This window comes from Halomonas elongata DSM 2581 (assembly GCF_000196875.2).
GTDB classification, from domain to species: domain Bacteria; phylum Pseudomonadota; class Gammaproteobacteria; order Pseudomonadales; family Halomonadaceae; genus Halomonas; species Halomonas elongata.
In genome coordinates, this window is record NC_014532.2 from 4,017,768 (window position 1) to 4,040,821 (window position 23,054).

The 23,054-nt window shown below is 63.3% G+C and carries 22 protein-coding genes; 6 read left to right on the forward strand and 16 right to left on the reverse strand.

Translation table 11 applies throughout. The annotated features are described in order from the left end of the window. Nucleotide 1 precedes the first annotated feature (1 nt). From nrdI to nrdF, 3 genes are all read left to right on the forward strand, one after another. Nucleotides 2-406 (forward strand): class Ib ribonucleoside-diphosphate reductase assembly flavoprotein NrdI, encoded by a 405-nt coding sequence (nrdI, locus tag HELO_RS18860; protein WP_013334186.1) that lies wholly within the window; start codon nucleotides 2-4, stop codon nucleotides 404-406. Further along, entirely contained in the window at nucleotides 396-2,582 is a 2,187-nt protein-coding gene (gene nrdE, locus HELO_RS18865) for a class 1b ribonucleoside-diphosphate reductase subunit alpha (protein WP_013334187.1), read from the forward strand. The genes nrdI and nrdE overlap by 11 nt, the downstream gene beginning before the upstream one ends. A 203-nt stretch (nucleotides 2,583-2,785) precedes the next feature. Next, the gene (gene nrdF, locus HELO_RS18870) at nucleotides 2,786-3,760 is read left to right on the forward strand and encodes a class 1b ribonucleoside-diphosphate reductase subunit beta (RefSeq protein WP_013334188.1); all 975 of its coding nucleotides are present in this window, start codon (nucleotides 2,786-2,788) and stop codon (nucleotides 3,758-3,760) included. A gap of 93 nt (nucleotides 3,761-3,853) precedes the next feature. On the opposite strand, the gene glmS is transcribed toward nrdF, so the two are convergent. The 5 genes from glmS to mgtE form a co-directional block, all read right to left on the reverse strand. Beyond that, the gene (glmS, locus tag HELO_RS18875) at nucleotides 3,854-5,686 is read right to left on the reverse strand and encodes a glutamine--fructose-6-phosphate transaminase (isomerizing) (RefSeq protein WP_013334189.1); all 1,833 of its coding nucleotides are present in this window, start codon (nucleotides 5,684-5,686) and stop codon (nucleotides 3,854-3,856) included. A gap of 11 nt (nucleotides 5,687-5,697) precedes the next feature. Beyond that, a complete protein-coding gene (gene glmU, locus HELO_RS18880; protein ID WP_041602288.1) occupies nucleotides 5,698-7,068 on the reverse strand; it encodes a bifunctional UDP-N-acetylglucosamine diphosphorylase/glucosamine-1-phosphate N-acetyltransferase GlmU in 1,371 nt (456 codons plus the stop codon). Between the two features lie 67 nt (nucleotides 7,069-7,135). Next, nucleotides 7,136-8,254, reverse strand: a complete 1,119-nt coding sequence (locus tag HELO_RS18885) for an FAD:protein FMN transferase (RefSeq protein WP_013334191.1) — start codon at nucleotides 8,252-8,254, stop codon at nucleotides 7,136-7,138. An 86-nt stretch (nucleotides 8,255-8,340) separates the two neighbouring features. Continuing rightward, complete coding sequence (locus HELO_RS18890) at nucleotides 8,341-9,138, reverse strand: undecaprenyl-diphosphate phosphatase (protein WP_041602289.1); 798 nt, start codon at nucleotides 9,136-9,138, stop codon at nucleotides 8,341-8,343. An 86-nt stretch (nucleotides 9,139-9,224) separates the two neighbouring features. Next, nucleotides 9,225-10,595: a magnesium transporter gene (gene mgtE, locus HELO_RS18895; protein ID WP_041602290.1), complete on the reverse strand. Its 1,371-nt coding sequence runs from the start codon at nucleotides 10,593-10,595 to the stop codon at nucleotides 9,225-9,227. A gap of 186 nt (nucleotides 10,596-10,781) precedes the next feature. On the opposite strand from mgtE, the gene HELO_RS18900 reads away from it, so the two are divergent. The 3 genes from HELO_RS18900 (at nucleotide 10,782) to HELO_RS18910 (ending at nucleotide 13,952) form a co-directional block, all read left to right on the forward strand. After that, nucleotides 10,782-11,213, forward strand: a complete 432-nt coding sequence (locus HELO_RS18900; RefSeq protein WP_013334194.1) for a MarR family winged helix-turn-helix transcriptional regulator — start codon at nucleotides 10,782-10,784, stop codon at nucleotides 11,211-11,213. 127 nt (nucleotides 11,214-11,340) lie between these two features. Next, nucleotides 11,341-12,888, forward strand: coding sequence for an MFS transporter (locus tag HELO_RS18905; RefSeq protein ID WP_013334195.1), 1,548 nt, complete (start codon nucleotides 11,341-11,343; stop codon nucleotides 12,886-12,888). Beyond that, nucleotides 12,885-13,952 (forward strand): HlyD family secretion protein, encoded by a 1,068-nt coding sequence (locus tag HELO_RS18910; RefSeq protein ID WP_013334196.1) that lies wholly within the window; start codon nucleotides 12,885-12,887, stop codon nucleotides 13,950-13,952. Before HELO_RS18905 ends, HELO_RS18910 begins: the two co-directional genes overlap by 4 nt. A gap of 106 nt (nucleotides 13,953-14,058) precedes the next feature. On the opposite strand, the gene HELO_RS18915 is transcribed toward HELO_RS18910, so the two are convergent. The 11 genes from HELO_RS18915 to HELO_RS18965 all read right to left on the reverse strand — a co-directional run bounded on the left by HELO_RS18915 (nucleotide 14,059) and on the right by HELO_RS18965 (nucleotide 23,047). Continuing rightward, nucleotides 14,059-14,487: a F0F1 ATP synthase subunit epsilon gene (locus HELO_RS18915; protein WP_013334197.1), complete on the reverse strand. Its 429-nt coding sequence runs from the start codon at nucleotides 14,485-14,487 to the stop codon at nucleotides 14,059-14,061. A 24-nt stretch (nucleotides 14,488-14,511) separates the two neighbouring features. Next, entirely contained in the window at nucleotides 14,512-15,888 is a 1,377-nt protein-coding gene (atpD, locus tag HELO_RS18920) for a F0F1 ATP synthase subunit beta (protein ID WP_013334198.1), read from the reverse strand. A 47-nt stretch (nucleotides 15,889-15,935) separates the two neighbouring features. Then, entirely contained in the window at nucleotides 15,936-16,823 is an 888-nt protein-coding gene (atpG, locus tag HELO_RS18925) for a F0F1 ATP synthase subunit gamma (RefSeq protein WP_013334199.1), read from the reverse strand. Nucleotides 16,824-16,890: 67 nt separating this feature from the next. Continuing rightward, complete coding sequence (atpA, locus tag HELO_RS18930) at nucleotides 16,891-18,435, reverse strand: F0F1 ATP synthase subunit alpha (RefSeq protein WP_013334200.1); 1,545 nt, start codon at nucleotides 18,433-18,435, stop codon at nucleotides 16,891-16,893. Between the two features lie 16 nt (nucleotides 18,436-18,451). Then, nucleotides 18,452-18,991 carry a F0F1 ATP synthase subunit delta gene (locus tag HELO_RS18935; protein WP_013334201.1) on the reverse strand — a complete coding sequence of 180 codons (540 nt, stop codon included), beginning with the start codon at nucleotides 18,989-18,991 and terminating at the stop codon, nucleotides 18,452-18,454. 11 nt (nucleotides 18,992-19,002) lie between these two features. Beyond that, complete coding sequence (locus HELO_RS18940) at nucleotides 19,003-19,473, reverse strand: F0F1 ATP synthase subunit B (protein ID WP_013334202.1); 471 nt, start codon at nucleotides 19,471-19,473, stop codon at nucleotides 19,003-19,005. 64 nt (nucleotides 19,474-19,537) lie between these two features. Then, on the reverse strand, nucleotides 19,538-19,786 hold the full coding sequence (gene atpE, locus HELO_RS18945) for a F0F1 ATP synthase subunit C (RefSeq protein ID WP_013334203.1): 249 nt from the start codon (nucleotides 19,784-19,786) through the stop codon (nucleotides 19,538-19,540). Nucleotides 19,787-19,843: 57 nt separating this feature from the next. After that, nucleotides 19,844-20,707 carry a F0F1 ATP synthase subunit A gene (gene atpB / locus HELO_RS18950; protein WP_013334204.1) on the reverse strand — a complete coding sequence of 288 codons (864 nt, stop codon included), beginning with the start codon at nucleotides 20,705-20,707 and terminating at the stop codon, nucleotides 19,844-19,846. A 15-nt stretch (nucleotides 20,708-20,722) separates the two neighbouring features. Continuing rightward, nucleotides 20,723-21,109, reverse strand: a complete 387-nt coding sequence (locus tag HELO_RS18955) for an ATP synthase subunit I (RefSeq protein ID WP_013334205.1) — start codon at nucleotides 21,107-21,109, stop codon at nucleotides 20,723-20,725. Nucleotides 21,110-21,319: 210 nt separating this feature from the next. Further along, nucleotides 21,320-22,246: a ParB/RepB/Spo0J family partition protein gene (locus HELO_RS18960; protein WP_013334206.1), complete on the reverse strand. Its 927-nt coding sequence runs from the start codon at nucleotides 22,244-22,246 to the stop codon at nucleotides 21,320-21,322. A gap of 30 nt (nucleotides 22,247-22,276) precedes the next feature. Continuing rightward, complete coding sequence (locus HELO_RS18965; protein WP_013334207.1) at nucleotides 22,277-23,047, reverse strand: ParA family protein; 771 nt, start codon at nucleotides 23,045-23,047, stop codon at nucleotides 22,277-22,279. Nucleotides 23,048-23,054 lie beyond the last annotated feature (7 nt).

Sequence of the window (23,054 nt, forward strand, 5' to 3'; positions counted from 1 at the left end):
CGTGAGCGAACTGGTCTATTTCTCGACGCGATCGGGCAACACGCGACGCTTCGTGGAGAAGCTCGGCTTGCCCGCCCAGCGAATACCGCTGAACCGCAATGAGAAGGCCCTGCGTGTACACCGCCCCTTCGTGCTGGTGGTCCCCACCTATGGTGATGGCGATCCCCGCACGGCGGTGCCGGGTCCGGTGATCCGCTTTCTCAACGATCCGCACAACCGCGCGCTGATCCGAGGCGTGGTGGCGGGCGGCAATACCAACTTCGGCAGCGCTTATGGCCTGGCGGGCCGCGTCATAGCCCACAAGTGCCAGGTGCCGTTGCTGCATCGCTTCGAACTGATGGGAACCCCCGAGGATGTCGCCAAGGTACGCCAGTGCCTGGCCACGGAGATCGACAATGCTGGATGACACCCTGACCCACCCCGACGAGACAGAGGAAACGGCGATGGCCAACGCCGATCATGCGGCGCCGAAAGTACTGGACTTTCATGCGCTTAACGCCATGCTCAACCTCTATGACGCTGACGGCCGCCTGCAACTGGATGCCGACAAGGAAGCGGCACGTCAGTATTTCCTCCAGCACGTCAATCAGAACACGGTGTTCTTCCACACTCTGGAAGAAAAGCTGGATTACCTGGTCGAGGAAGGCTACTACGAGGGCGAGATCCTCGAGCAGTACGACGCGAGCTTCGTCAAGGCGCTGTTCGATCAGGCCTATGCGCTGAAATTCCGCTTCCAGAGCTTCCTCGGCGCCTTCAAGTACTACACCAGCTACACCCTCAAGACCTTCGATGGGCGCCGCTATCTGGAGCGCTTCGAGGACCGCGTCTGCATGGTCGCCCTGACCCTGGCCCGTGGCGACGAAGCACTGGCCCGGACCCTGGTCGACGAGATTCTGCATGGCCGTTTCCAGCCCGCCACGCCGACCTTCCTCAACTGCGGCAAGCAACAGCGCGGCGAGCTGGTCTCGTGCTTCCTGCTGCGGATCGAGGACAACATGGAATCGATCGGCCGCGCCATCAACTCGGCACTGCAGCTCTCCAAGCGCGGCGGCGGAGTGGCCTTTTCGCTCAGCAACATCCGTGAATCCGGCGCACCGATCAAGCGCATCGCCAACCAGTCGTCGGGCGTCATCCCGATCATGAAACTGCTGGAAGACGCCTTCTCGTACGCCAACCAGTTGGGCGCACGCCAGGGGGCCGGGGCGGTCTACCTCAACGTGCACCATCCCGATATCCTGCGCTTTCTCGACACCAAGCGCGAGAATGCCGACGAGAAGATCCGCATCAAGACTCTGTCGCTGGGTGTGGTGATTCCCGACATCACCTTCGAACTGGCCAAGCGCAACGAGCCGATGTACCTGTTCTCGCCCTATGACGTCGAGCGTGTCTATGGCGTTCCCTTCGGCGACATCAGCGTGACCGAGAAGTATCAGGAAATGGTCGACGATGCGCGCATCCGCAAGACCAAGACCGACGCCCGGGAACTCTTCCAGACGCTCGCCGAACTGCAGTTCGAATCCGGCTATCCCTACGTGCTGTTCGAGGATACCGCCAACCGCGACAACCCCATCGCCGGGCGTATCAACATGAGCAACCTCTGCTCGGAAATCCTCCAGGTCAATTCGCCCAGCGAGTACGACGACGACCTGGATTATCGCCATACCGGCGAGGATATTTCCTGCAACCTGGGTTCGCTCAACATCGCCCGGGTCATGGACTCCCCGGATTTCGGAACCAGCGTCGAGACGGCCGTGCGCGCCTTGAGCGCGGTATCCGAGATGAGCGACATTCGCTCGGTTCCCTCGATCGCCGAGGCCAATGCCCGCTCCCACGCCATCGGCCTGGGACAGATGAACCTGCATGGCTTCCTGGCTCGCGAGCACATTCATTACGGTTCCGAAGAAGGGTTGGACTTCACCAACATCTACTTCTACACCATCACCTATCATGCCGTGCGTGCCTCGAACCGGCTGGCCATCGAGCGTGGCGAGCGCTTCGCCGGCTTCGAGAACTCCGCCTACGCCAGCGGCAGCTATTTCGACAAGTACACCGAAAACGAATGGCAGCCCCGGACACAGCGGGTCCGCGAGCTGTTCGACAATGCCGGTATCCAGATCCCCACGCGCGAGGACTGGCGCGAGCTCAAGGCCTCGGTGATGCAATATGGCCTGTTCAACCGCAACCTGCAGGCGGTACCGCCGACCGGCTCGATTTCCTACATCAATCACGCCACCTCGAGCATTCACCCGGTGGTGTCGAAGATCGAGATCCGCAAGGAAGGCAAGCTGGGCCGCGTCTACTATCCGGCGCCCTACTTGAACGATGACAACCAGGACTACTATCGCGACGCTTACGAGATCGGTCCCGAGAAGATCATCGACACCTATGCCGAAGCCACCCAGCACGTCGACCAGGGCCTGTCGTTGACCCTGTTCTTCCGCGATACCGCCACCACGCGGGACATCAATCGCGCCCAGATCTATGCCTGGCGCAAGGGCATCAAGACGATCTATTACGTGCGGCTGCGCCAGGCGGCACTGGAGGGAACCGAAGTCGAAGGGTGTGTGTCCTGCACCCTCTAAGAGAGTATTTCCAGGCTCTCGATAACGGTTGGCGCCGGCGACAAGATGGAGCGAGGGTCATCCGCCAGGAATGGCGGATGTAGCGCCCAGGGATGGGGTTACAGCTCCCTCGCGAAGACTTGTCGCCGGTAAGCCGCCTCCTGCAGCAACGGTTTTTTACTTATTTCGGAGCGCCACCACGCCCCGCATGACAACCGGATGAGATGAACGCCATGACCGCTCGACTGAAACGCGTCGATGCCATCAACTGGAACCGCCTCCAGGACGACAAGGATCTCGAGGTGTGGAACCGGCTCACCAGCAACTTCTGGCTGCCGGAAAAGATTCCACTGTCCAATGATGTCCCATCGTGGAACACCCTCAACGACCGCGAGCAGCAACTGACCATTCGGGTCTTCACCGGCCTGACGCTGCTCGACACCATCCAGGGCACGATCGGTGCGCCGGCACTGATCGAGGATGCGGTCACGCCCCACGAAGAAGCCGTGTTCACCAACATCAGCTTCATGGAATCGGTGCACGCACGCTCCTACAGCTCGATCTTCTCGACGCTGTGCGCCACCCGCGATGTCGATGACGCCTACCGCTGGAGCGAGGAGAACACCCACCTGCAGAACAAGGCAGAGCTGATCCTCGAGCGTTACCGCACAGACGACCCGCTGATGCGCAAGGTCGCCAGCGTGTTCCTCGAGTCCTTCCTGTTCTATTCGGGGTTCTACCTGCCGATGTACTGGTCGAGCCGCGGCAAGCTGACCAATACCGCCGACCTGATTCGCCTGATCATCCGAGACGAGGCAGTGCACGGCTACTACATCGGCTACAAGTTCCAGCGTGCCCTGGAGAAGGAATCCGCCGAGCGCCAGCGCCAGATCAAGGACACTACCTACGACCTGCTGCTCGACCTCTACGACAACGAGGTCCAGTACACCGAGTCGCTGTACGACGAAGTCGGCCTGACCGAGGACGTCAAGGCATTCCTGCACTACAACGCCAACAAGGCGTTGATGAACCTGGGTTACGAGGCGCTGTTCCCGAACGCGACCGAAGCCGTCGACCCGGCCATCCTGGCCGCCCTCTCGCCGGGCGCCGAGGAGAACCACGACTTCTTCTCGGGGTCGGGCTCTTCCTATGTGATCGGCCGTACCGAGCGGACGGAAGACGAGGACTGGGCCTTCTGAGCCTAGCCCATTGGCTCCATACCAATGCGACAACGCCGGGGCCCAGGCCCCGGCGTTATCTTGTGGATATCCCCAAAGGGCTGCGGCGGATCGCTACTCCACCGTCACCGACTTGGCCAGGTTGCGGGGCTGATCCACATCGGTGCCCTTGAGTACCGCGACATGGTAGGACAGCAGCTGCAGCGGCAAGGTGTAGAGGATCGGCGCCAGCGCCTCCTCGATGGGCGGCAGATGCAGCACCCGGATACCATCGTCGCTGGACAGGCCGACGCCTTCGTCGGCGAAGACGAAAAGCTCGCCACCGCGCGCCCTGACCTCCTGGAGGTTCGATTTCAGCTTGTCGAGCAACTCATCGTTGGGCGCCACCGAGACCACCGGCATGTCGCTGTCGACCAGCGCCAGGGGACCATGCTTGAGCTCTCCCGCCGGATAGGCCTCGGCGTGGATGTAGGAGATTTCCTTGAGCTTGAGCGCCCCCTCCAGCGCCACCGGAAAATGGGCACCACGACCGAGAAAGAGGGCATGATGCTTCTCGGCGAAGGCCGTGGACAGCTCTTCGATCTGCGCATCCAGCGCCAGGACCCGTTCGACCTGGGCGGGAAGCTTTCTCAGGGCATCGACCAGGCTGGCCTGCTCCGCCTCGTCCTGGCCATGAACGCGGCCCATCGCCAGGGTCAGCAACATCAGGGCGGTCAGCTGGGTGGTGAAGGCCTTGGTCGAGGCCACACCGATCTCCGGACCGGCCCGGGTCATCAGCGTCAGGTCGGACTCGCGCGCCAGGGAACTGCCCGGCACGTTGCAGATGGCCAGGCTGCCCAGGTAGCCACCGTCCTTGGAAAAACGCAGTGCCGCCAGGGTATCGGCGGTCTCGCCGGACTGGGATAACGTCACGAAAAGCGTGTTCTCGGGGACCACCACCCGGCGATATCGATACTCGGAGGCGACCTCCACCTGCACCGGTATACCGGCATAACGCTCCAGCCAGTAGCGCGCCACGAGACCGGCATGATAGCTGGTTCCGCAGGCCACCAGATGAATCTGGGCGACCCTGGAGAACAACGCCTCGGCGTCAGGACCGAAACTCTCCACCAGCACCGAACGATCGCCGAGCCGGCCTTCCAGGGTCTCGGCGATGACAGCCGGTTGCTCATGGATCTCCTTGAGCATGAAGTGACGATAGTCACCCTTGCTGGCACTGCCATCGCCATGCTCGAAGGTCTGGACCTCACGCTCGACGACCTGGCCCGAGGCGTCGAAGACCTCAATGCCGCCGCCGGCGGAGAGCCTCACCACATCGCCCTCCTCGAGATAGATGAAGCGATCGGTGACCTGCAGCAGGGCCAGCGGATCCGAGGCCAGGAAGGCCTCCTCGATACCGACCCCGACCACCAGTGGGCTGCCCTTGCGCGCGCCGATCACCACATCCGGCTCGTCGGCATGGATCACGCCCAGGGCATAGGCGCCATCGAGCTTCGCGATCACCGCCTGTACCGCCGTCAGCAGGTCCGCAGTGCGTGCTTCGCGCTCGATCAGGTGCGCGATGACCTCGGTATCGGTCTGGGAAGAGAAATCGTAGCCGGCACTTTCCAGCTCGGCCCGAAGAGGTTCGTGATTCTCGATGATGCCATTGTGCACCACCGCCAGGCGTTCGCCGGACTGGTGGGGATGAGCATTTTCCTCGCTGGGACGTCCATGGGTCGCCCAACGGGTATGGGCGATGCCGCTGTGGCCGGTGAGCGGTGCCGCGTCCAGCTTCTCCTCGAGGGCCGCCACCTTGCCCAGGGCCCGGCGGCGCTGCAGGCGTCCGTCGGTGTCTCGCACGACCATGCCTGCCGAATCATAACCGCGATACTCCAGGCGCAGGAGCCCTTCGCGCAGAATTCCTTGTACGTTGCGCTGGGCAACGGCACCAACGATGCCACACATGCCGAATCTCCTCAGTGGTCCTTGCGCTTGACGGGACGCTGCCAGTCAGCCTTGCTGATCGTCTTCGACCGCTCGACCGCCAGGGCATTGTCGGCGACATCGCGATCGATGGTGGAACCGGCCCCCACGGTGGCTCCCTTGCCCACGCTGACCGGCGCCACCAGGGCCGTGTTGGAACCAATGAAGGCCTCGTCGCCGATCTCGGTGCGATGCTTGTTGGCACCATCATAGTTGCAGGTGATGGTGCCCGCGCCCACATTGACGTCCCGCCCGAGACGCGCGTCACCGACATAGCTCAGGTGATTGATCTTGGACCCTTCGCCGACCTCGGCGTTCTTGGTCTCGACGAAATTGCCGACCTTGGCGCCGACCGCCAGGCGGGTCCCCGGACGCAGGCGAGCAAAGGGACCGATCTGATTGTGACCGGCCACCACGGCTCCCTCGATGATGCTATGGGGCTCGATGACCGTCTCGGCGCCGATATGGCTGTCGCGGATCACGCAGTGAGGACCGACGCGCACGCCCTCGCCCAGTTCGACATCGCCCTCGAAGACACAACCGACATCGATCTCGACATCGTGGCCGCACGTGAGGCTGCCTCTTACATCCAGGCGCGACGGATCGCGCAAGGCCACGCCTTGCGTCATCAACGACTCGGCGATATCGGCCTGCAGGGTGCGTTCCAGCCGGGCCATCTGGCGACGGTCGTTGACGCCTTCCACCTCGACCGGACGCGACGGCTGGGCGGTGGCGACCTTCACGCCTTCGGCGGCGGCCATGGCGATGACATCGGTGAGATAATATTCACCCTGGGCATTCTCGGCCGATAGCTGAGGCAGCCAGCGACGCAACTGAGCGGTGGTCATGGCCATGATGCCGGTATTGCACTCGCGTACCGCCCGCTGCTGCTCATCGGCGTCCTTCTGCTCGACGATGGCCACCGCCTCGCCGGCCTCGTCACGCAGGATCCGGCCATAGCCGGTGGGATCTTCCAGGGTCACCGTCAACAGCCCCATGTGATCTTCGTCGACGGGGGCCAGCAGGGCTCTCAGGGTATCCCGCTGGATCAGTGGAACATCGCCGTAGAGTACCAGCACCTTGCCCTCGCCGAGCCCATCCAGGGACTGGGCCACGGCATGGCCGGTGCCCTTCTGCTCGGCCTGCAGGACGAAATTCACCGGATACTCGGCCAGCGCTTCGCGCAACCGTTCGGCACCATGCCCGACCACCACATGGGTCCGCTCGGCCTCGAGGCCCGAGGTGGTATCGAGTATATGGCTCACCATCGGCTTGCCGGCCAGCGGATGCAATACCTTGGGCAACGAAGAGCGCATGCGCGTCCCCTTGCCTGCCGCGAGAATCACCACATCGAGGGTCATCATGACTCCTTGCGCGCTTACTGCTATCAGGTCCGGTTCATCCTAGGCTTTCGCCACATTACTGGCCATTTCAGTTCTCTTGCTCGCTACCTTCATCGGCGGCGACAGGCCCGTTGTCGACGTCCTCTGCCACCTCGATCCCCAGCTTGTCGACCATAGCGCGGCCGAAATATTCCGCGAAGGCGGGACTCGCCAGACTCTGCCAGCCATCCCCCTGGCGTACCAGCATCAACACCGCCAGGTCGTGGCGACGGGCCAGGGCCATACCCTCCTGCTCACCGAGCACCGTCATGGCCGTGGCCCAGGCATCGGCCCGGGCGTTGGATGGGTCGACGATCGTCACCGAGGCGAGACGATGCTGGATCGGGCGGCCGGTGCGGGGATCGATGGTATGTGAATAGCGGTGTCCGTCGACCTCGAAATAATTGCGGTAGTCGCCCGAGGTGGCCACCGAGATGTCTTCCAGAGGCAGTACATGTTCGGCTTGCGGGCGGCCATCACGAGGCACTTCGACGCCGATGCGCCAGGGTGCGCTCTCGGCATCGCGATGGCCATCCACCTTGACCTCGCCCCCCAGGTTGACCAGATAGTTCTCCACGCCCTGATCGGCCAGATAGGCAGCGACCTGATCGGTCGCATAGCCCTTGGCTACACCGGAGAGATCGACGAAGACATCCTTCAGTCGACGCGCGCGATTCGTCTCGACATCGAGCTCCAGGGTATCCATGCCGACCTCGGCGAGGCGCTGCTCGATGAGGGAATCCTCGGGCACTTCCTCGGGACGCGCCTCGGGCCCGAAGCTCCACAGATTGACCAGTCCCCCCACGGTCACATCGAAGGCCCCGTCACTGGCCTCGCCGACGGATCGAGCGATATCCAGGACATGGATCAACGGCGCGGAAAGTGTCTGCCATTCCCCCACCGGTGCCTTGTTGAAGGCCACCAGCTCGGCATCATCGCGATAGGTCGACATCGAGGCATCCACCGCCTCCAGCTCGTCGAGGATACCCTGCTCCAGCGCATCCCGGCGCTCGGCGGTAATCGGGTCGGCGATGGTCACCTGATAGAAGGTACCGAAGATATCGCCCTGCAAGGTGACGGGCGTTTCCAGCTTCTGCTCCGAGCAACCGGCCAGCAAGGTGACCAATAGCAGTAGTAGGAACATGAGGCGATGACTAGGGAGTGACATGACAAAACTCCAATTGAAGGGAGACAGCTAGAGAAGACTCTTGCAACCAGGCAAGGGATGAGCTTTCCCGGCGCTCATCTTTTGCTTTATCCAAACAGCCAGATCAGCGCAATGCCCAGAATGAGGCGATAGACCACGAAGGGCTGCATGCCGATCCGCTTGATGAAGGCCAGGAAAAAATGGATGCACAGGTAGGCACTGATGCCCGACAGTACGGCGCCAGCGGCCATGGCCATCCAGTCCACGGGTAACGGCGAGCGAATCAGTTCCAGCGATTCCAGCCCACCAGCCAGCACGATCACCGGAATCGACAGCAGAAAGGAGAAGCGTGCCGCCGCTTCCCGACTCAGCCCCAGCATCAACGCTGCAGTCATGGTAATACCGGAACGCGATGTGCCGGGAATCAATGCCAGTACCTGGGCCAGGCCGATCCACAGGGCATCGCGCCAGTTCATCCGATACTCGCTTCGCTTGCCGCGATGACGCCAGTCGACATACCCGAGCAACAGGCCAAAGACGATCAGACCGCCGGCCAGCACCAGCGGGGCTCTCATGGCGCCTTCGATGACATCCTTGAATGTCAGGCCGAACACGCAGACCGGGATCGTCGCCAGCACCACCCACCAGGCCAGGCGGGCATCCTCATCGGTACCGCGTCCTGCCAGGCTGTGGCGCCAACTGGTCGCCATGGTGGCAAGCTCATGACGGAAATAAAGCACCACGGCCGTCAGGCTGCCGAGATGCAGCGCCACATCGAACGCCAGCCCCTGATCCGGCCAGTCGGTCAACACCGGCACCAGGATCAGATGGGCGGAACTGGAAACCGGCAGGAACTCGGTCAATCCCTGGACAATGGAAAGCAGGACGATCTGTAGCCAATCCATGGGGTACTCTATATCGCAGTGGAAAGCGGTGCCCGCAGGCAACCGGATCCCGAGGATACACATCCCGCGTCCATCTGTCCGCTCACTCAACCACTAGACAAGATCAGGGTCGCGAAACTGAAGTAGATCAACACCCCGGACGCATCGATCAGGGTGGTCACCAGTGGTGCCGACGCTGTCGCCGGATCCCAGCCGAACCGATCGAGCAAAAAGGGCAGGCACATGCCGAGCAGGCTACCGAACAGCACGATCGAGATCATGCTCACCGCCACCACCAGGGCTACCGCTTCACCACCACGCATCACCCCGATCGGTGCCACCGCCAGGGCCATGGTCAGCCCCAGCGACCCGGCCACCAGCAGCTCGCGACCCAGCAGCTTGCCCCAGTCACGAACCCCGACATCACCGGTGGCCATGCCCCGCACCATCAGGGTAGCGGCTTGGGCACCAGCATTACCGCCACTGCCGATCAACAGCGGCAGGAAGAACACCAGGGCCACCTGGGCGGCGATGGTTTCCTCGAAGTGCGCGATGCCGGCCCCCGAAAGCAGGTTGCCGAACACCAGCAGCACCAACCAGGTCACCCGCTTGCGATAGAGGCTGAGCAGGGGAACTCGACTGACGCCATCCTCGAGCTGTCCGATGGACATCCCCTTGTGGATATCCTCGGTGGCCTCGGACTCGACCACATCCAGGGCGTCATCGTGGGTGACGATGCCGACCAACCGACGCTCCTCGTCGACCACCGGCACCGCCAGCAGGTCATAGCGTGCCACGAGCCGAGCGACCTCTTCCTGGGGTGTATCCACGGTGGCATGGATGACATCGCGAATCATCAGTTCATCGACCCGGGCCCCGGGACGGGCCACCATCAACTGGCGCAACGACATGGTGCCGGCCGGACGCCCATCGGCGTCGAGTACATAGAGCTGATAGACCGTCTCGGCATCCGGCGCGGTCTGGCGAACCCGCATCATCGCCCGCGAGACGGTCATGCCCATGGGAATCGCCACATAATCGGAGGTCATCAGGGCACCGGCGGTGCCCTCCTCGTAACTGGCCAGGCGCATGAGTTCCTCACGCTCCTGATGCGCCATGCGCCGCAGCAGTACTTCGCGACGATCCTCGTCGAGCACCTTGAACAGGTCGGTTCGTTCGTCGGCGCCCATGTCCTCGAGTACTGCCTGCAACTTGTCGTTGCGCATGGCGGAGGTGAAGACGAGCTGCTCTTCACCATGCAGATAGCCTAGGACACTGGCCTGGCGTTCCAGGGGAAGGCTATCCAGCAAGGCACGCGCACGCAGCTCATCGTCATCCTCGAGCAGGTCCTGAAGGATCTCGGCGATATCGGCCGAACGCAGTTCGGGCAACTGCGCATTCAGCCGTTCCCGATCATCCACTTCCAGGGACTGGAGCAGTTCCGCCTTGTATTGCTCGAGAGATTCGTTGAGTGGCATGGTCTGATCCTCCCTGTGCCAGAACGCCCCCTGGCTCAACCAGGGGGTGCCATCATCGCACAGGGCGCGGAAGGCGTCAGCTGTGGTACCACCGGGGGATGAGGCCGGAAAGAGGATCACTGGTATCCTTGACCGACACAGGCGCCCGAAGGGGCCTGGCATCGACGCAAAGAGGACGACAGGGACATGGAACGCAGGATTCTCGACACGCTGGCCGAGCTCGGCTTCACCAGCCGATCCCGCCTGAGCGAACTGGTGCGCCGCGAAGGCATCGACCTGCCGCCGTTCCTGTTACGGGTACTGTCCATCGTGGGCCGGTTTCCGGACCACAATCAGCAGCAGCTGCTGCAGCGGCGCGGCCACGACAAGGGTCAGGTGGCGCGCGCCTTCAAGCAGCTGGAGCAGCAGGGACTGATCTACCGCAGCGGCAGCTCCACCCCCCGGCGCATCACCCAGGTAACGTTGACAGAGGAAGGCCAGCGCCTCTTCTGCCGGCTCGAGGCGGCCCGCAGTGAACTGGCGAGCCAGGCACTATCGGGCTTTGCGCCCCAGGAAGTCCGGAAGCTCAACACCCTGCTGGAGCGCATGCTGGAGAACGTGGATAACGCCACCGACTGAGCGCACCCGCTCCGGCGACCGATGCACCGCCAGGAACGACTCACCGGCACAAGTTGACATAGTCAACTCGTGCCGGTAGCGTGTGCGCTCCTTCGCCGCTCCACTCCTCCACCCGCCAGAGTGTTTGATGTCCCTGCGACTTGTCCTCGGGCTGGTAGGCATGCTGTTGGCCTGTATCGGCGCGGACATCAACCAGGAAGCGACCACGCTGGCCCTGGCGGATATCCGTGGTGCCTTCGGATACAGCGTCGATCAAGGCAGCTGGTTTACCACCCTCTACAGTATCGGTGCCGCCATGGGCATGCTGGTCGCGCCATGGCTGGCCATGACCTTCTCGGTGCGCCGCTTCGCCGCCGTGGCCGCCGTCTTGCTGGGCCTGCTCGGCCTGGCCTGCGCCACCACCGAGTCGCGCTCGCTGCTGTTGATGCTGCGCTGGTGCCAGGGGCTCACCACGGGCTTTCTCATCCCACTGTTGATGATGGTGGCCCTGCGCTTCCTGACCCCGGCGCTCAAGCTGTTCGGCCTGGCCGCCTACGGCCTGACGGCCACCTTTGCGCCCAACATCGCCATGCCCGTGGTGGCCTGGGCCCACCACGGCCTGGGCATTGGCTTCGTATTCTGGGCAGTGCTGCCGCTTTGCCTGACGGCGGCGGGGCTGATCCTCCATGGCCTGCCACAGGATCCACTGCGGTTGGAGCGCTGGCAGCAGTTCGACTGGCTCGGCTGGGGGCTGGGATGGGCGCTGTGCGCCAGCATCGTGACGCTATTCACCCAGGGCGAGCGCCTGGACTGGCTCCACTCGCCGCTCATCCGCGGGCTGGCCCTGGCCACTCTGGTGGTGCTGCCCCTCTTCCTGTGGCGCTGTGCGTTCGGGCCCAACCCCTTGATCCGCCCACAACTGCTCGGGCGCATCAACTTTGGCTTCGGCGTCTGCATGCTGGTCGGCGTGATCACCCTGAGCGCCTCCAGTGCCTCCCTACCCGCTGAATTCCTTGCCGAGGTCCAGGGCTATCGCCCGCTGCAGAGCCTGCCGGTGACGCTGGCCGTCGCGCTGCCACCGCTGTTGGTCCTGCCGTTCGCAGCCTTCGTGTTGAATTTCGAACGCATCGACTCGCGCTGGATCATGGCATCGGGGCTGCTGCTGATGGCGGCGGCCAGCTGGTCGAACAGCCACGTCACCCTGGCGTGGATGCGGGAGCAGTTCTACATCGCCCAGGTGGTCTTCGCGATTGGGCAGTCAATGGTCGTGGTCGGCCTGCTGATGACCGCCACGGCCGTCGTCGACCCCATGGAGGGCCCCTTCGCCTCGGCGACCATCAACACCTCCCGGGCACTGGCTGGACCGCTGGCCAGTGGCCTCATCGGGCACTACCTCGCGGTCGCCATCGACCGCCACGCCCATGGCCTGATGGAACGGCTCGGCACGATGCGCTTCTCGCTGATGCAGTCGGCGCCGCTAAGCGGTCACGGCCGCGAGGCACTGAGCTGGCCCACGGGAGGCCCCGGCGGCGGGGCCTTGCTGCAACTCCATGAACGAATCGACGCACAGGCGACGGTCCTGGCCTACGCCGATGCCTGGCGCCTGCTGGCGCTGCTGGCCCTGCTGCTAGTGCCGCTTTGCCTGCTCCCCAAACGGACTCACGCACCGCGGTTCAACCGCCCCAGACCCATATGACCGATACCCAGACGCCCCAAGCCCCCTCCGGCCCTCGCTCCCTCCTCCCACGGCTCATCGGCACCACCGCGCTGCTGTGCGTGATCCTGGTCGGCGTGTTCCTGATCGCGCCTGCCCTGCTGCATTACGATGAAGTCTGGACCAACAATGCCAAGCTGGACGCCGACTACACGGTCATATCGCCGCGCGTTGCCGGCGATATCGTCGCCGTTCACGTCGAGGATCACGAGGCCGTCTCGCGAGGCGACGCGCTGATCGACATCGACCCGCGCGACTACCGTGCCACCGTCGATGCCAGCGAGGCCCGGGTGACATCGGCGCAGGCCAAGCTGGCGGAGATCGAGGCCGAACTCGCCCGGCAGCCGTCGCAGATTCGCCACGCCCAGGCCGTGGTGGACGAAGACATCGCCAACGTCGATTACGCCCGGCTCGACGCCGACCGTTACCGGCGCCTGCGTCATAACGGTAATGCCTCGCAGCAGAACGCCCAGCAGGCCGCCGCGAACGCCTCAGCACTGGACGCTCGCCGCGAGGCGGACCAGGCCAGCCTGGAGAGCGTGCGCCACCAGACCCAGGTTCTAGAGGCCCGGCGTGCGGGCGCCGAGGCGGCGCTGGCTCAGGCCCGAGCCGAGCTCGAGCAGGCCCGCCTTTCGCTTTCCCATACCCGGATAACGGCGCCTCGAGACGGCATCGTGGCCCAACAGGCCGGGCGCGTCGGTGCCTGGGCCGAGGCCGGCGGCGCGCTGATGGCGATCGTGCCCACCGAGGAGATCTATGTCACCGCCAACTATCGGGAGGTCGACATCACCGAGGTGCGCGTCGGCCAGCCGGTGACGATCTCGGTGGATGCTTATCCCGGACTGACGCTCGAGGGCCATGTCGACAGCCTCGCCCCGGCCACCGGCACCACCTTCTCGCCGATCTCCCACGACGACGCCTCGGGCAACTTCACCAAGATCGTCCAGCGCCTGCCGGTGCGCATCGCCATCGAAGCGGGCCAATCCGGGATCGACAGGCTCAAAGTCGGCCTGTCGGTCGAGACGACCATCCATACCGACGCCTGAGCCTCGCCTAGCCTTTCCCCGACAACCGGTCCTCGACAGGCGATCAAAAAAAGCGCCCCCCGACGATGTCGGGGGGCGCTTTTATCGCACGGGGCAAAACACCGCCTTAACCGCGACCCGCCTTGCGACGCAACTGCTGGATGGTACGCAGTTGGGCCATGGCTTCGGCCAACTCGGCCGCGGCGCGAGTATAGTCCAGCTCCGCAGTCTTGTCGTGCATGGCCTGCAGCGCCTCCTGGCGAGCCTGCTCGGCGGCCGCTTCGTCCAGATCGTCGGCACGCACGGCAGTATCGGCCAGCACGGTGACCACATCGGGCTGGACCTCGAGGAAGCCCCCCGAGACGTAGAAGTGATCCTCTTCACCTCCGCCCCGGACGATGCGCACCGGTCCGGGTGCCAGCTCGGTCAGCAGCGGAGTGTGGCCACCGAGGATCCCCAGATCCCCCATGCGGCCGGCCGCCACGACCTGCTCGGCTTCGCCGGAGTAGATCGACGCCTCGGCGCTGACGACCTCGCATCTAATGCTTTTCGTCATGATGACGTCTCCCAGGTGGAGGGATTACTTCATCTGGTTGGCTTTCTCGACGGCCTCGTCGATGGTGCCGACCATGTAGAAGGCCTGCTCCGGCAACTCATCGTACTCGCCTTCGAGAATGCCCTGGAACCCACGGATGGTCTCCTTGAGAGAGACGTACTTGCCGGGAGAACCGGTGAACACCTCGGCGACGAAGAACGGCTGCGACAGGAAGCGCTGGATCTTACGCGCCCGGGCCACGGTCTGCTTGTCCTCATCGGACAGCTCGTCCATGCCCAGAATGGCGATGATATCCTTGAGCTCCTTGTAGCGCTGCAGCACGCCCTGCACACCGCGAGCGACCTTGTAGTGCTCCTCACCGATGACCAGCGGATCCAGCTGACGCGAGGTGGAATCCAGCGGGTCGATGGCCGGGTAGATACCCAGCTCGGCGATGGAACGCGCCAGTACCACGGTGGCGTCCAGGTGCGAGAAGGTGGTCGCCGGCGACGGGTCGGTCAGGTCGTCCGCGGGAACGTAGACCGCCTGCACGGACGTGATGGAACCCGTCTTGGTGGAGGTGATGCGCTCCTGCAGGACACCCATCTCCTCGGCCAGAGTCGGCTGATAGCCCACTGCTGAGGGCATGCGGCCCAGCAGTGCGGATACCTCGGTACCGGCCAGGGTGTAACGATAGATGTTATCGACGAACAACAGCACGTCGCGGCCTTCATCGCGGAACTTCTCGGCGATGGTCAGGCCGGTCAGGGCCACGCGCAGGCGGTTGCCCGGCGGCTCGTTCATCTGGCCGTAGACCAGCGATACCTTGTCGAGGACGTTGGACTCCTGCATCTCGTGGTAGAAGTCGTTGCCCTCGCGGGTCCGCTCACCGACACCGGCGAACACGGAATAACCGCTGTGCTCGGTGGCGATGTTGCGGATCAGCTCCATCATGTTGACGGTCTTGCCGACACCGGCACCGCCGAACAGGCCGACCTTGCCACCCTTGGCGAAGGGGCAGACCAGGTCGATGACCTTGATGCCGGTTTCCAGCAGCTCTTCGGTAGCCGCCTGATCCGCGTAGCCGGGCGCCTTGCGGTGGATCGGCATGCGCTCCTGCTCACCGATTTCGCCGGCCTCGTCGATCGGCTCGCCCAGCACGTTCATGATCCGACCGAGGGTTGCTTCACCCACCGGCACGGAAATGGCAGCATCGGTGTTGGTGATCTCGATACCGCGTTTCAGCCCCTCGGTGGAGCCCATGGCGATGGTGCGCACCACGCCGTCGCCCAACTGCTGCTGGACTTCAAGGATGGTCTCGCTGTTCGAGACCGTCAGCGCGTCGTAGACCTTGGGCACTTCGTCCCGCGGAAACTCTACGTCAATCACCGCGCCGATGATTTGTACGATACGTCCGCTCATCTTGGTTCCTCTCAAAGTACCTGCAAATGAAACCTGTATGCCTGGCGCTATACGGCGGCGGCGCCACCGACGATCTCGGAGATTTCCTGGGTGATGGCCGCCTGACGGGCCTTGTTGTACACCAGTTCCAGATCGTCGATCAGATTGCCGGCATTGTCGGTGGCGCTCTTCATCGCGATCATGCGCGCAGCCTGCTCGCAGGCCACGTTCTCGACCACCGCCTGATAGACCTGCGCTTCGACGAAGCGAACCAGCAGGCTATCCAGCAGCGCCTTGGCATCCGGTTCATACAGGTAGTCCCAGCTACTGGGACGCTCGAATTCATCGTCGTCGTTCTGCGCCTCGGCCCCCATGTCGGAAGACAGCGGCAACAGCTGACGGACCACCGGCTTCTGAGTCATGGTGTTGACGAACTCGTTGAACACCACGTAGAGGCGGTCCAGCTTGCCCTCGTCATAGGCATCCAGCATCACCTTGACGCTGCCGACCAGATCCTCGGCCCGGGGCGCCTCGCCCAGTCCGCTCTTGGCCGCCACCAGGTTGCCGCCATACTTGCGGAAGAAGGCGCTCGCCTTGCTGCCCAGGGTGCAGAAATCGAGTTCCGCCCCCTGTTCATGCCAGGCCTTGGCTTCCTTGACGACGGCTTTGAACAGGTTGTGGTTCAAGCCACCACACAGTCCGCGGTCACTGGACACCACGATGAAACCGACACGCTTGACCTCGCGCTCTTCCATCCACGGATGCTTGTATTCCGGGTTGGCCTTGGCGAGGTGACCCACGACCTTGCGGATCTGCTTGGCATAGGGCTGGCTGGCCCGCATCCGGTCCTGCGCCTTGCGCATCTTCGACGCAGCGACCATTTCCATGGCGCTGGTGATCTTCTGCGTGTTCTTGATGCTCCCGATCTGGGAGCGAATCTCTTTTGCGGCTGCCATAGCGATCTACTCCGTTCGTGGCCCTCAGAAAGCTCCATGGCCCGCTCCGGAGAGCGGGCCGGCGGAATTACCAGCTCTGAGTCGCCTTGAACTTGTCGAGACCTTCCTGCAAGCCGCTCTTGATCTCGTCGCCGTAGTCACCACTCTGGTTGATCTTGTCGAGGAGCTCGGCGTACTCGGACTTCATGAAGTCCTGCAGGGCACGCTCGAAGTCCAGCACCTTCTTGACCTCGACATCTTCCAGGTAGCCCTCGTTGGCGGCATACAGGGAAACGGCCATTTCGGCCACGGACATCGGCGCGTACTGATGCTGCTTCATCAGTTCGGTGACGCGCTGGCCGTGCTCCAGCTGCTTGCGGGTCGCCTCGTCCAGGTCGGAAGCAAACTGGGCGAAGGCCGCCAGCTCGCGATACTGGGCCAAGGCCAGGCGCACGGTACCGCCGAGCTTCTTGATGATCTTGGTCTGCGCCGAGCCACCCACACGGGATACCGACAGGCCGGCGTTGATCGCCGGACGGACGCCCGAGTTGAACAGGTCGGTCTCGAGGAAGATCTGACCGTCGGTGATCGAGATCACGTTGGTCGGAACGAAGGCAGATACGTCGCCACCCTGGGTCTCGATGATCGGCAGTGCGGTCAAAGAACCGGTCTTGCCCTTCACCTCGCCGTCGGTGAACTTCTCGACATAGTCGGCGTTCACGCGAGCGGCGCGCTCGAGCAGGCGCGAGTGGAGGTAGAAGACATCGCCCGGGAAGGCTTCGCGGCCCGGCGGACGACGCAGCAGCAGGGAAACCTGGCGATAGGCCACGGCCTGCTTGGACAGGTCATCATAGACGATCAGGGCGTCTTCACCGCGATCGCGGAAGTACTCGCCCATGGTGCAACCGGAATAGGCGGCGAGGAACTGCATCGGGGCCGGATCGGCAGCGCCGGCGGCGACCACGATGGTGTGCTCCATGGCGTCATGCTCTTCGAGCTTGCGCACCACGTTGGCAATCGTCGACTGCTTCTGGCCGATGGCCACATAGACGCAGGTGACGTCCTTGCCCTTCTGGTTGATGATCGCATCGATGGCGATGGCGGACTTGCCGATCTGGCGGTCGCCGATGATCAGCTCACGCTGACCGCGACCGATCGGCACCATGGAGTCGATCGACTTGAAGCCGGTCTGGATCGGCTCGTCGACGGACTGGCGGGTGATGACGCCCGGTGCCACCTTCTCGACCGCATCGGTCTTGTCGGTGCCCAGCTCGCCCTTGCCATCGATCGGGTTGCCCAGGGCATCGACCACGCGGCCGCGCAGTTCCGGGCCAACCGGCACTTCGAGGATGCGCCCGGTGCACTGGGCGGTCATGCCCTCTTCGAGCTGCAGATAGTCACCCAGCACCACGGCGCCGACGTTGTCGCGCTCGAGGTTCAGCGTCATGCCATAGATGCCGCCGGGGAACTCGATCATCTCGCCGAACATTGCGTCGGCGAGACCGTGGATCTGCACGATACCGTCAGACACGCTGACGATGGTGCCCTGGTTGCGGGCTTCGGATGCGACATCCAGCTTCTCGATACGCTGCTTGATGATGTCGCTGATCTCGGAAGGATTCAGTTGCTGCATGCCATGTCCCTCAGACTCAGGCGGAAAGGGCCTCGTGGAGGCGATTCAGTCGACCACGCACCGAGCCGTCGATGACGGTATCGCCGGCACGCAGGACTACGCCGCCCAGAAGGCTGCTATCCACCTGAGTGGTAATGGAGATTTCGCGGTTCAGACGCTTGGCCAGTGCACTCGCGAGCGTTTGTTGCTGCGCGTCGTCCAGCGGGAAGGCGGAGACGATGTCCACGTCCATGCGCCTCTCCTGCTGGGCCTTGAGCAGTGCGAATTGCTCGGCGATGGCCGGCAGAGCCGCCAGGCGGCCCTTCTGGCCGACCTGGAAAAGAAAGTTGCGCAGCTCGTCGTTGACGGCATCGCCGCAAATCTCGACGAGCAGCTCCACCTTCTGTGCACTGGTCAGCCGCGGATTGCCGAGCACCTGCCGACGCAGGTCGTCGTTGCCGACGGCCTGCGCCACGCTGTCGAGCATGCCGGCCCAGTCATCGAGCGCTTTATGCTCGGAGGCGTACTCGAAAGCCGCCTTGGCGTAGGGGCGAGCGACGGTTGACAGTTCCGCCATGGGTCACCTCCTCAAAGCTCGTCGGCGAGTTTGTCGACGAGCTTCGCATGCTGCTTCTCGTCGATGGAGGATTCCAGGATGCGCTCCGCCCCCACGATGGCGAGCCGCGATACTTGCTCACGCAGCTCCTCCTTCGCGCGGTTGACTTCCTGCTCAATCTCGGACTTGGCGTTGGTGATCATGCGCTCGCCTTCCTGGCGGGCCTGCTCACGTGCCTCGTCGATCATCTGGTTGGACCGCTTGTGGGCCTGCTCCAGGATTTCGGCTGCCTGCTCCTTGCTTTCACGCAGCGTCTCTTCGGCCTGTTGTTCGGCCAATTCGAGATCGCGTGAAGCACGGCTGGCAGCATCCAGGCCATCGGCAATCTTCTTCTGGCGTTCCTGCAGGGCCTGCATGACCGGGGGCCATACAAACCGCATGCAGAACCAGACGAAGAACGCAAAGGCGATAGCCTGGCCGATCAGGGTTAGGTTCAGGTTCACGCCAGCACCTCTCGCGTCACAGGTTTGGGGTTAACGTCACGACGGGTCTTGCGACCGTCGCGAATCAACCGACAAACGGGTTGGCGAAAGTGAAGAACAGCGCGATACCCACACCGATCATGGTCACGGCGTCCAGCAGGCCGGCAACGATGAACATCTTGACCTGCAGCATCGGGATCATTTCCGGCTGACGCGCTGCGCCTTCCAGGAACTTGCCGCCCAGGATGCCGAAGCCGATGGCAGTGCCCAGTGCGCCCAGGCCGATCAGCAGGGACACGGCGATTGCGGTCATACCCAGAACTTGTGCTTCCATGATGGTCTCCAGTTTCAGTCGAGTGGTTTAAGGGTTAGTGGGTTAAGGGTGAAACGGTTAGTGCTTTTCCACCGCCATGGCGAGATAGACGATGGTCAGCATCATGAAGATGAAGGCCTGCAGGGTGATGACCAGGATATGGAACACCGCCCAGGGGAAGTGCAGCGGCAGCTGCCACAGCCCGATCAGCGCGATCAGGATGAAGATCAACTCGCCGGCATAGAGGTTACCGAACAGACGCAGCGCCAGTGAGATCGGCTTGGCCAGCAGGGTGACGGTCTCGAGCAGGAAGTTGACCGGCACGAACAGCGCTTGAATCAGCTTGTTCGGGGAATTGAACGGATGCAGGGTCAACTCGCCGATGAAGCCGGAAAAGCCCTTGGCGCGAATGGTATAGAAGATGATCAGGGCGAAGACCGACAGCGACATCCCCAGGGTGGCGTTGACGTCGGTGGTCGGCACGACCTTGAAATAGACGTGGGCCGGGTCGGCGCCGAACATGGCTCCCACCTTCTGCGCGAGCATCGGCAGGAAGTCGACGGGCACCAGGTCCATGAGGTTCATCAAAAAGACCCAGCAGAAGATGGTCAGCGACAGGGGCGCGATCAGCTTGCTCTTGCCGTGAAAGGTGTCCTTGACCGAGTTGTCGACGAACTCGACCATCATTTCGACGAAGTTCTGCAGGCCGGTGGGCACACCGGTGGTTGCCGCTCGTCCCACCTTGCGGAACAGCAGCAGGAACAGCAGGCCAAGACCGATCGACCAGCCCAGGGTATCGAGGTGCAATGCCCAGAATCCCATCTCGGTGGCCTCATCGGCGGAATGCGCGAAGCCCCAACCGTGCTCGGGATGATGCCCGAAGGTCAGATTCTGCAGATGGTGCTGGATATAATACGACGTGGTCGGGTTGTTGCCTGCCATGGTCTGCCCTCGATGTCAGGTGTGTGACGGTCGCCGCAGGAGCCAGGGCCCCAGCCAATGAGCGAACAGCGTCACCACGTAAGCGCCAAAGAAGAAAGCGGGGTTTGAGGGAGGCACTGCAATGAACACCAGCGTGAACAGTACCGCCGTCAAACCGAACTTTCCGGCTTCCGCTCGATAGAAGCCATTAACGATGTTCTTGGCGTGCCGAGCCCCCTGATAACGGAAGACTCGCCAGGCAAAAAAGGCATTGGGCAGAAAGGCCACGGCACCGCCCGTAAGCGCGGAAAAGGCGCCGGCACCGCCATCCGACCAGGCGGCCAACCCCACCATCAGGCCCATCACCGCCAATTGTGCTAGCAACAGTCGCCGAATGCTGGGGCGCTTGATCCTGGCTGCCATGAGGTCTCCGTTTCCAAACCTTGTCGTGGCACCCAGGCCGCCTCGATGACCACCACGTCTGCCAACGTCGGCGGTCCGGCGCGATTATAGGGAAGCGACCCGCCGGCTTCAACCGGATGCGGGGCGAATATGCACGATATCGCGCCAGCTTACGACTAAAAGTCGAGGAAAAAGCGCGAACTTCTTTAGCATGCTAAATGGATAAATGCCTCAGCGAATGTGCTCGAGAATGCCGTCCAGTTCCTCGAGACTCGCGTAACGGATGGTCACCCTTCCCTTGCCGCTCTGGCCGTGCTGGATCTTCACCGGTGCACCGAGCAATTCCCCGAGACGGGATTCCAGCCTGGCCACATCCGGGCTCGGCTCGGATTTCGCGGCTTTCTTGCCGCCGCCGGCGGTCAGTTGCTTCACGAGCGCCTCGGTGGCGCGCACGGTCAGATCCTTGTTGACCACTTCATGCGCCGCCTTGCGTTGCTTGGCACCGGACAACGCCAGGAGTGCGCGGGCATGCCCCATGTCGAGATCACCCCGCTCGAGCAGCGTCTGCACCTCGGGATCCAGCGCCAGCAGGCGCAGCAGGTTGGCCACCTGGGCACGAGAACGGCCCACGGCATCCGCTGCCTGTTGCTGGGTCAGCTCGAACTCGTCGAGCAGGCGCTTCATGGCCATGGCTTCTTCGACCGGATTGAGGCTCTCGCGCTGAATGTTCTCGATCAACGCCAGAGCCAGCGCCACCTCGTCGGAAACCTCGCGCACCACCGCGGGGATGACATCCAGCTCGGCCAGCTGCGCCGCCCGCCAGCGTCGCTCGCCGGCGACGATCTCGTAACGTTCCTCGCCGATCGGACGCACCACGATCGGCTGCATGACGCCCTGGGCGCGAATCGAGTCGGCCAGTTCCTCCAGGGCCTCGGGCTGGATATCACGACGGGGCTGGTAGCGGCCTCGCGTCAGTTGACCGAGCGGCAGGCGCTCGAGCCGTTCTTCCGATCCCGGTAGCACCCGAGAGGCCTCATCCTGCTCGGCCCCTTCCAGTGACGTATCGACCTCGGGCAAATCCAGGCTGTCACGGCGTCGAGCGTTGGCGCCGATCAAGGCATCCAGGCCGCGTCCCAGGGCGCGTTGTTTGCGCGTCATCGAGTTTCCCTCATTTCCAGGACCATACGGTTACAACGACAGGCGACGGATCAGTTCCTTGGCCAGCACCCGGTGGGCCTGGCTGCCTCGCGAGAAGCGAGCGTACTTGGTCACCGGCAGGCCATGGCTCGGAGCCTCGGCGACCCGCACGTTACGCGGAATGGTGGCCTTGAGCAGAGCATCGCCGAAATAATCGCGCAACTGCTTGCTGACGTCACGGGTCAGACTGTTGCGGCTGTCGAACATGGTCCGCAGGATGCCGAAGATTTCGAGCTGGGGATTCACGCTGTCCTTGATCTGCTCGACGGTATCGAGCAGCGCCGAGAGCCCTTCGAGAGCGTAGAACTCGCACTGCAGCGGAATGAGCACGCCATCGGCGGCGGTCAGGGCATTGACGGTGAGCATGTTCAACGACGGCGGACAGTCGATCAGCACCACATCGTACTCGGCGGCGACATCCTCCAGCGCCTTGACCAGGCAACGCTCGCGCCCCTCGTTACGCTCCAGCAGCTCCACCTCGGCGGCGGTCAGGTCACCATTGCCGGGCAGCAGGGCGAAGCCGGCCTCGGGGCAATCGAGGATCACCTCACTGGGCTTGCGTTCGCCGAGCACCACATCGAGCACGCTGCCATCGAGTTCGTGCTTGTCGACGCCGCTGCCCATGGTGGCATGGCCCTGAGGATCCAGGTCGATCAGCAGCACGCGTCGATCCAGGGCTGCCAGGCTGGCGGCCAGGTTGACGGCGGTGGTGGTCTTGCCCACGCCGCCCTTCTGGTTGGTCAAGGCGATGATCTTGGTCACGACGACG

Coding starts and splice junctions, on each gene's coding strand:
- nrdE (WP_013334187.1), top strand. CDS start 396: ATGCTGGATGACACCCTGACCCACCCCGACGAGACAGAGGAAACGGCG.
- HELO_RS18885 (WP_013334191.1), bottom strand. CDS start 8,254: ATGTCACTCCCTAGTCATCGCCTCATGTTCCTACTACTGCTATTGGTC.
- HELO_RS18955 (WP_013334205.1), bottom strand. CDS start 21,109: ATGGCAGCCAGGATCAAGCGCCCCAGCATTCGGCGACTGTTGCTAGCA.
- nrdF (WP_013334188.1), top strand. CDS start 2,786: ATGAACGCCATGACCGCTCGACTGAAACGCGTCGATGCCATCAACTGG.
- atpD (WP_013334198.1), bottom strand. CDS start 15,888: ATGAGCGGACGTATCGTACAAATCATCGGCGCGGTGATTGACGTAGAG.
- HELO_RS18915 (WP_013334197.1), bottom strand. CDS start 14,487: ATGACGAAAAGCATTAGATGCGAGGTCGTCAGCGCCGAGGCGTCGATC.
- glmS (WP_013334189.1), bottom strand. CDS start 5,686: ATGTGTGGCATCGTTGGTGCCGTTGCCCAGCGCAACGTACAAGGAATT.
- atpB (WP_013334204.1), bottom strand. CDS start 20,707: ATGGCAGGCAACAACCCGACCACGTCGTATTATATCCAGCACCATCTG.
- HELO_RS18935 (WP_013334201.1), bottom strand. CDS start 18,991: ATGGCGGAACTGTCAACCGTCGCTCGCCCCTACGCCAAGGCGGCTTTC.
- HELO_RS18890 (WP_041602289.1), bottom strand. CDS start 9,138: ATGGATTGGCTACAGATCGTCCTGCTTTCCATTGTCCAGGGATTGACC.
- HELO_RS18960 (WP_013334206.1), bottom strand. CDS start 22,246: ATGACGCGCAAACAACGCGCCCTGGGACGCGGCCTGGATGCCTTGATC.
- HELO_RS18900 (WP_013334194.1), top strand. CDS start 10,782: ATGGAACGCAGGATTCTCGACACGCTGGCCGAGCTCGGCTTCACCAGC.
- atpE (WP_013334203.1), bottom strand. CDS start 19,786: ATGGAAGCACAAGTTCTGGGTATGACCGCAATCGCCGTGTCCCTGCTG.
- HELO_RS18905 (WP_013334195.1), top strand. CDS start 11,341: ATGTCCCTGCGACTTGTCCTCGGGCTGGTAGGCATGCTGTTGGCCTGT.
- mgtE (WP_041602290.1), bottom strand. CDS start 10,595: ATGCCACTCAACGAATCTCTCGAGCAATACAAGGCGGAACTGCTCCAG.
- atpG (WP_013334199.1), bottom strand. CDS start 16,823: ATGGCAGCCGCAAAAGAGATTCGCTCCCAGATCGGGAGCATCAAGAAC.
- HELO_RS18910 (WP_013334196.1), top strand. CDS start 12,885: ATGACCGATACCCAGACGCCCCAAGCCCCCTCCGGCCCTCGCTCCCTC.
- glmU (WP_041602288.1), bottom strand. CDS start 7,068: ATGATGACCCTCGATGTGGTGATTCTCGCGGCAGGCAAGGGGACGCGC.
- atpA (WP_013334200.1), bottom strand. CDS start 18,435: ATGCAGCAACTGAATCCTTCCGAGATCAGCGACATCATCAAGCAGCGT.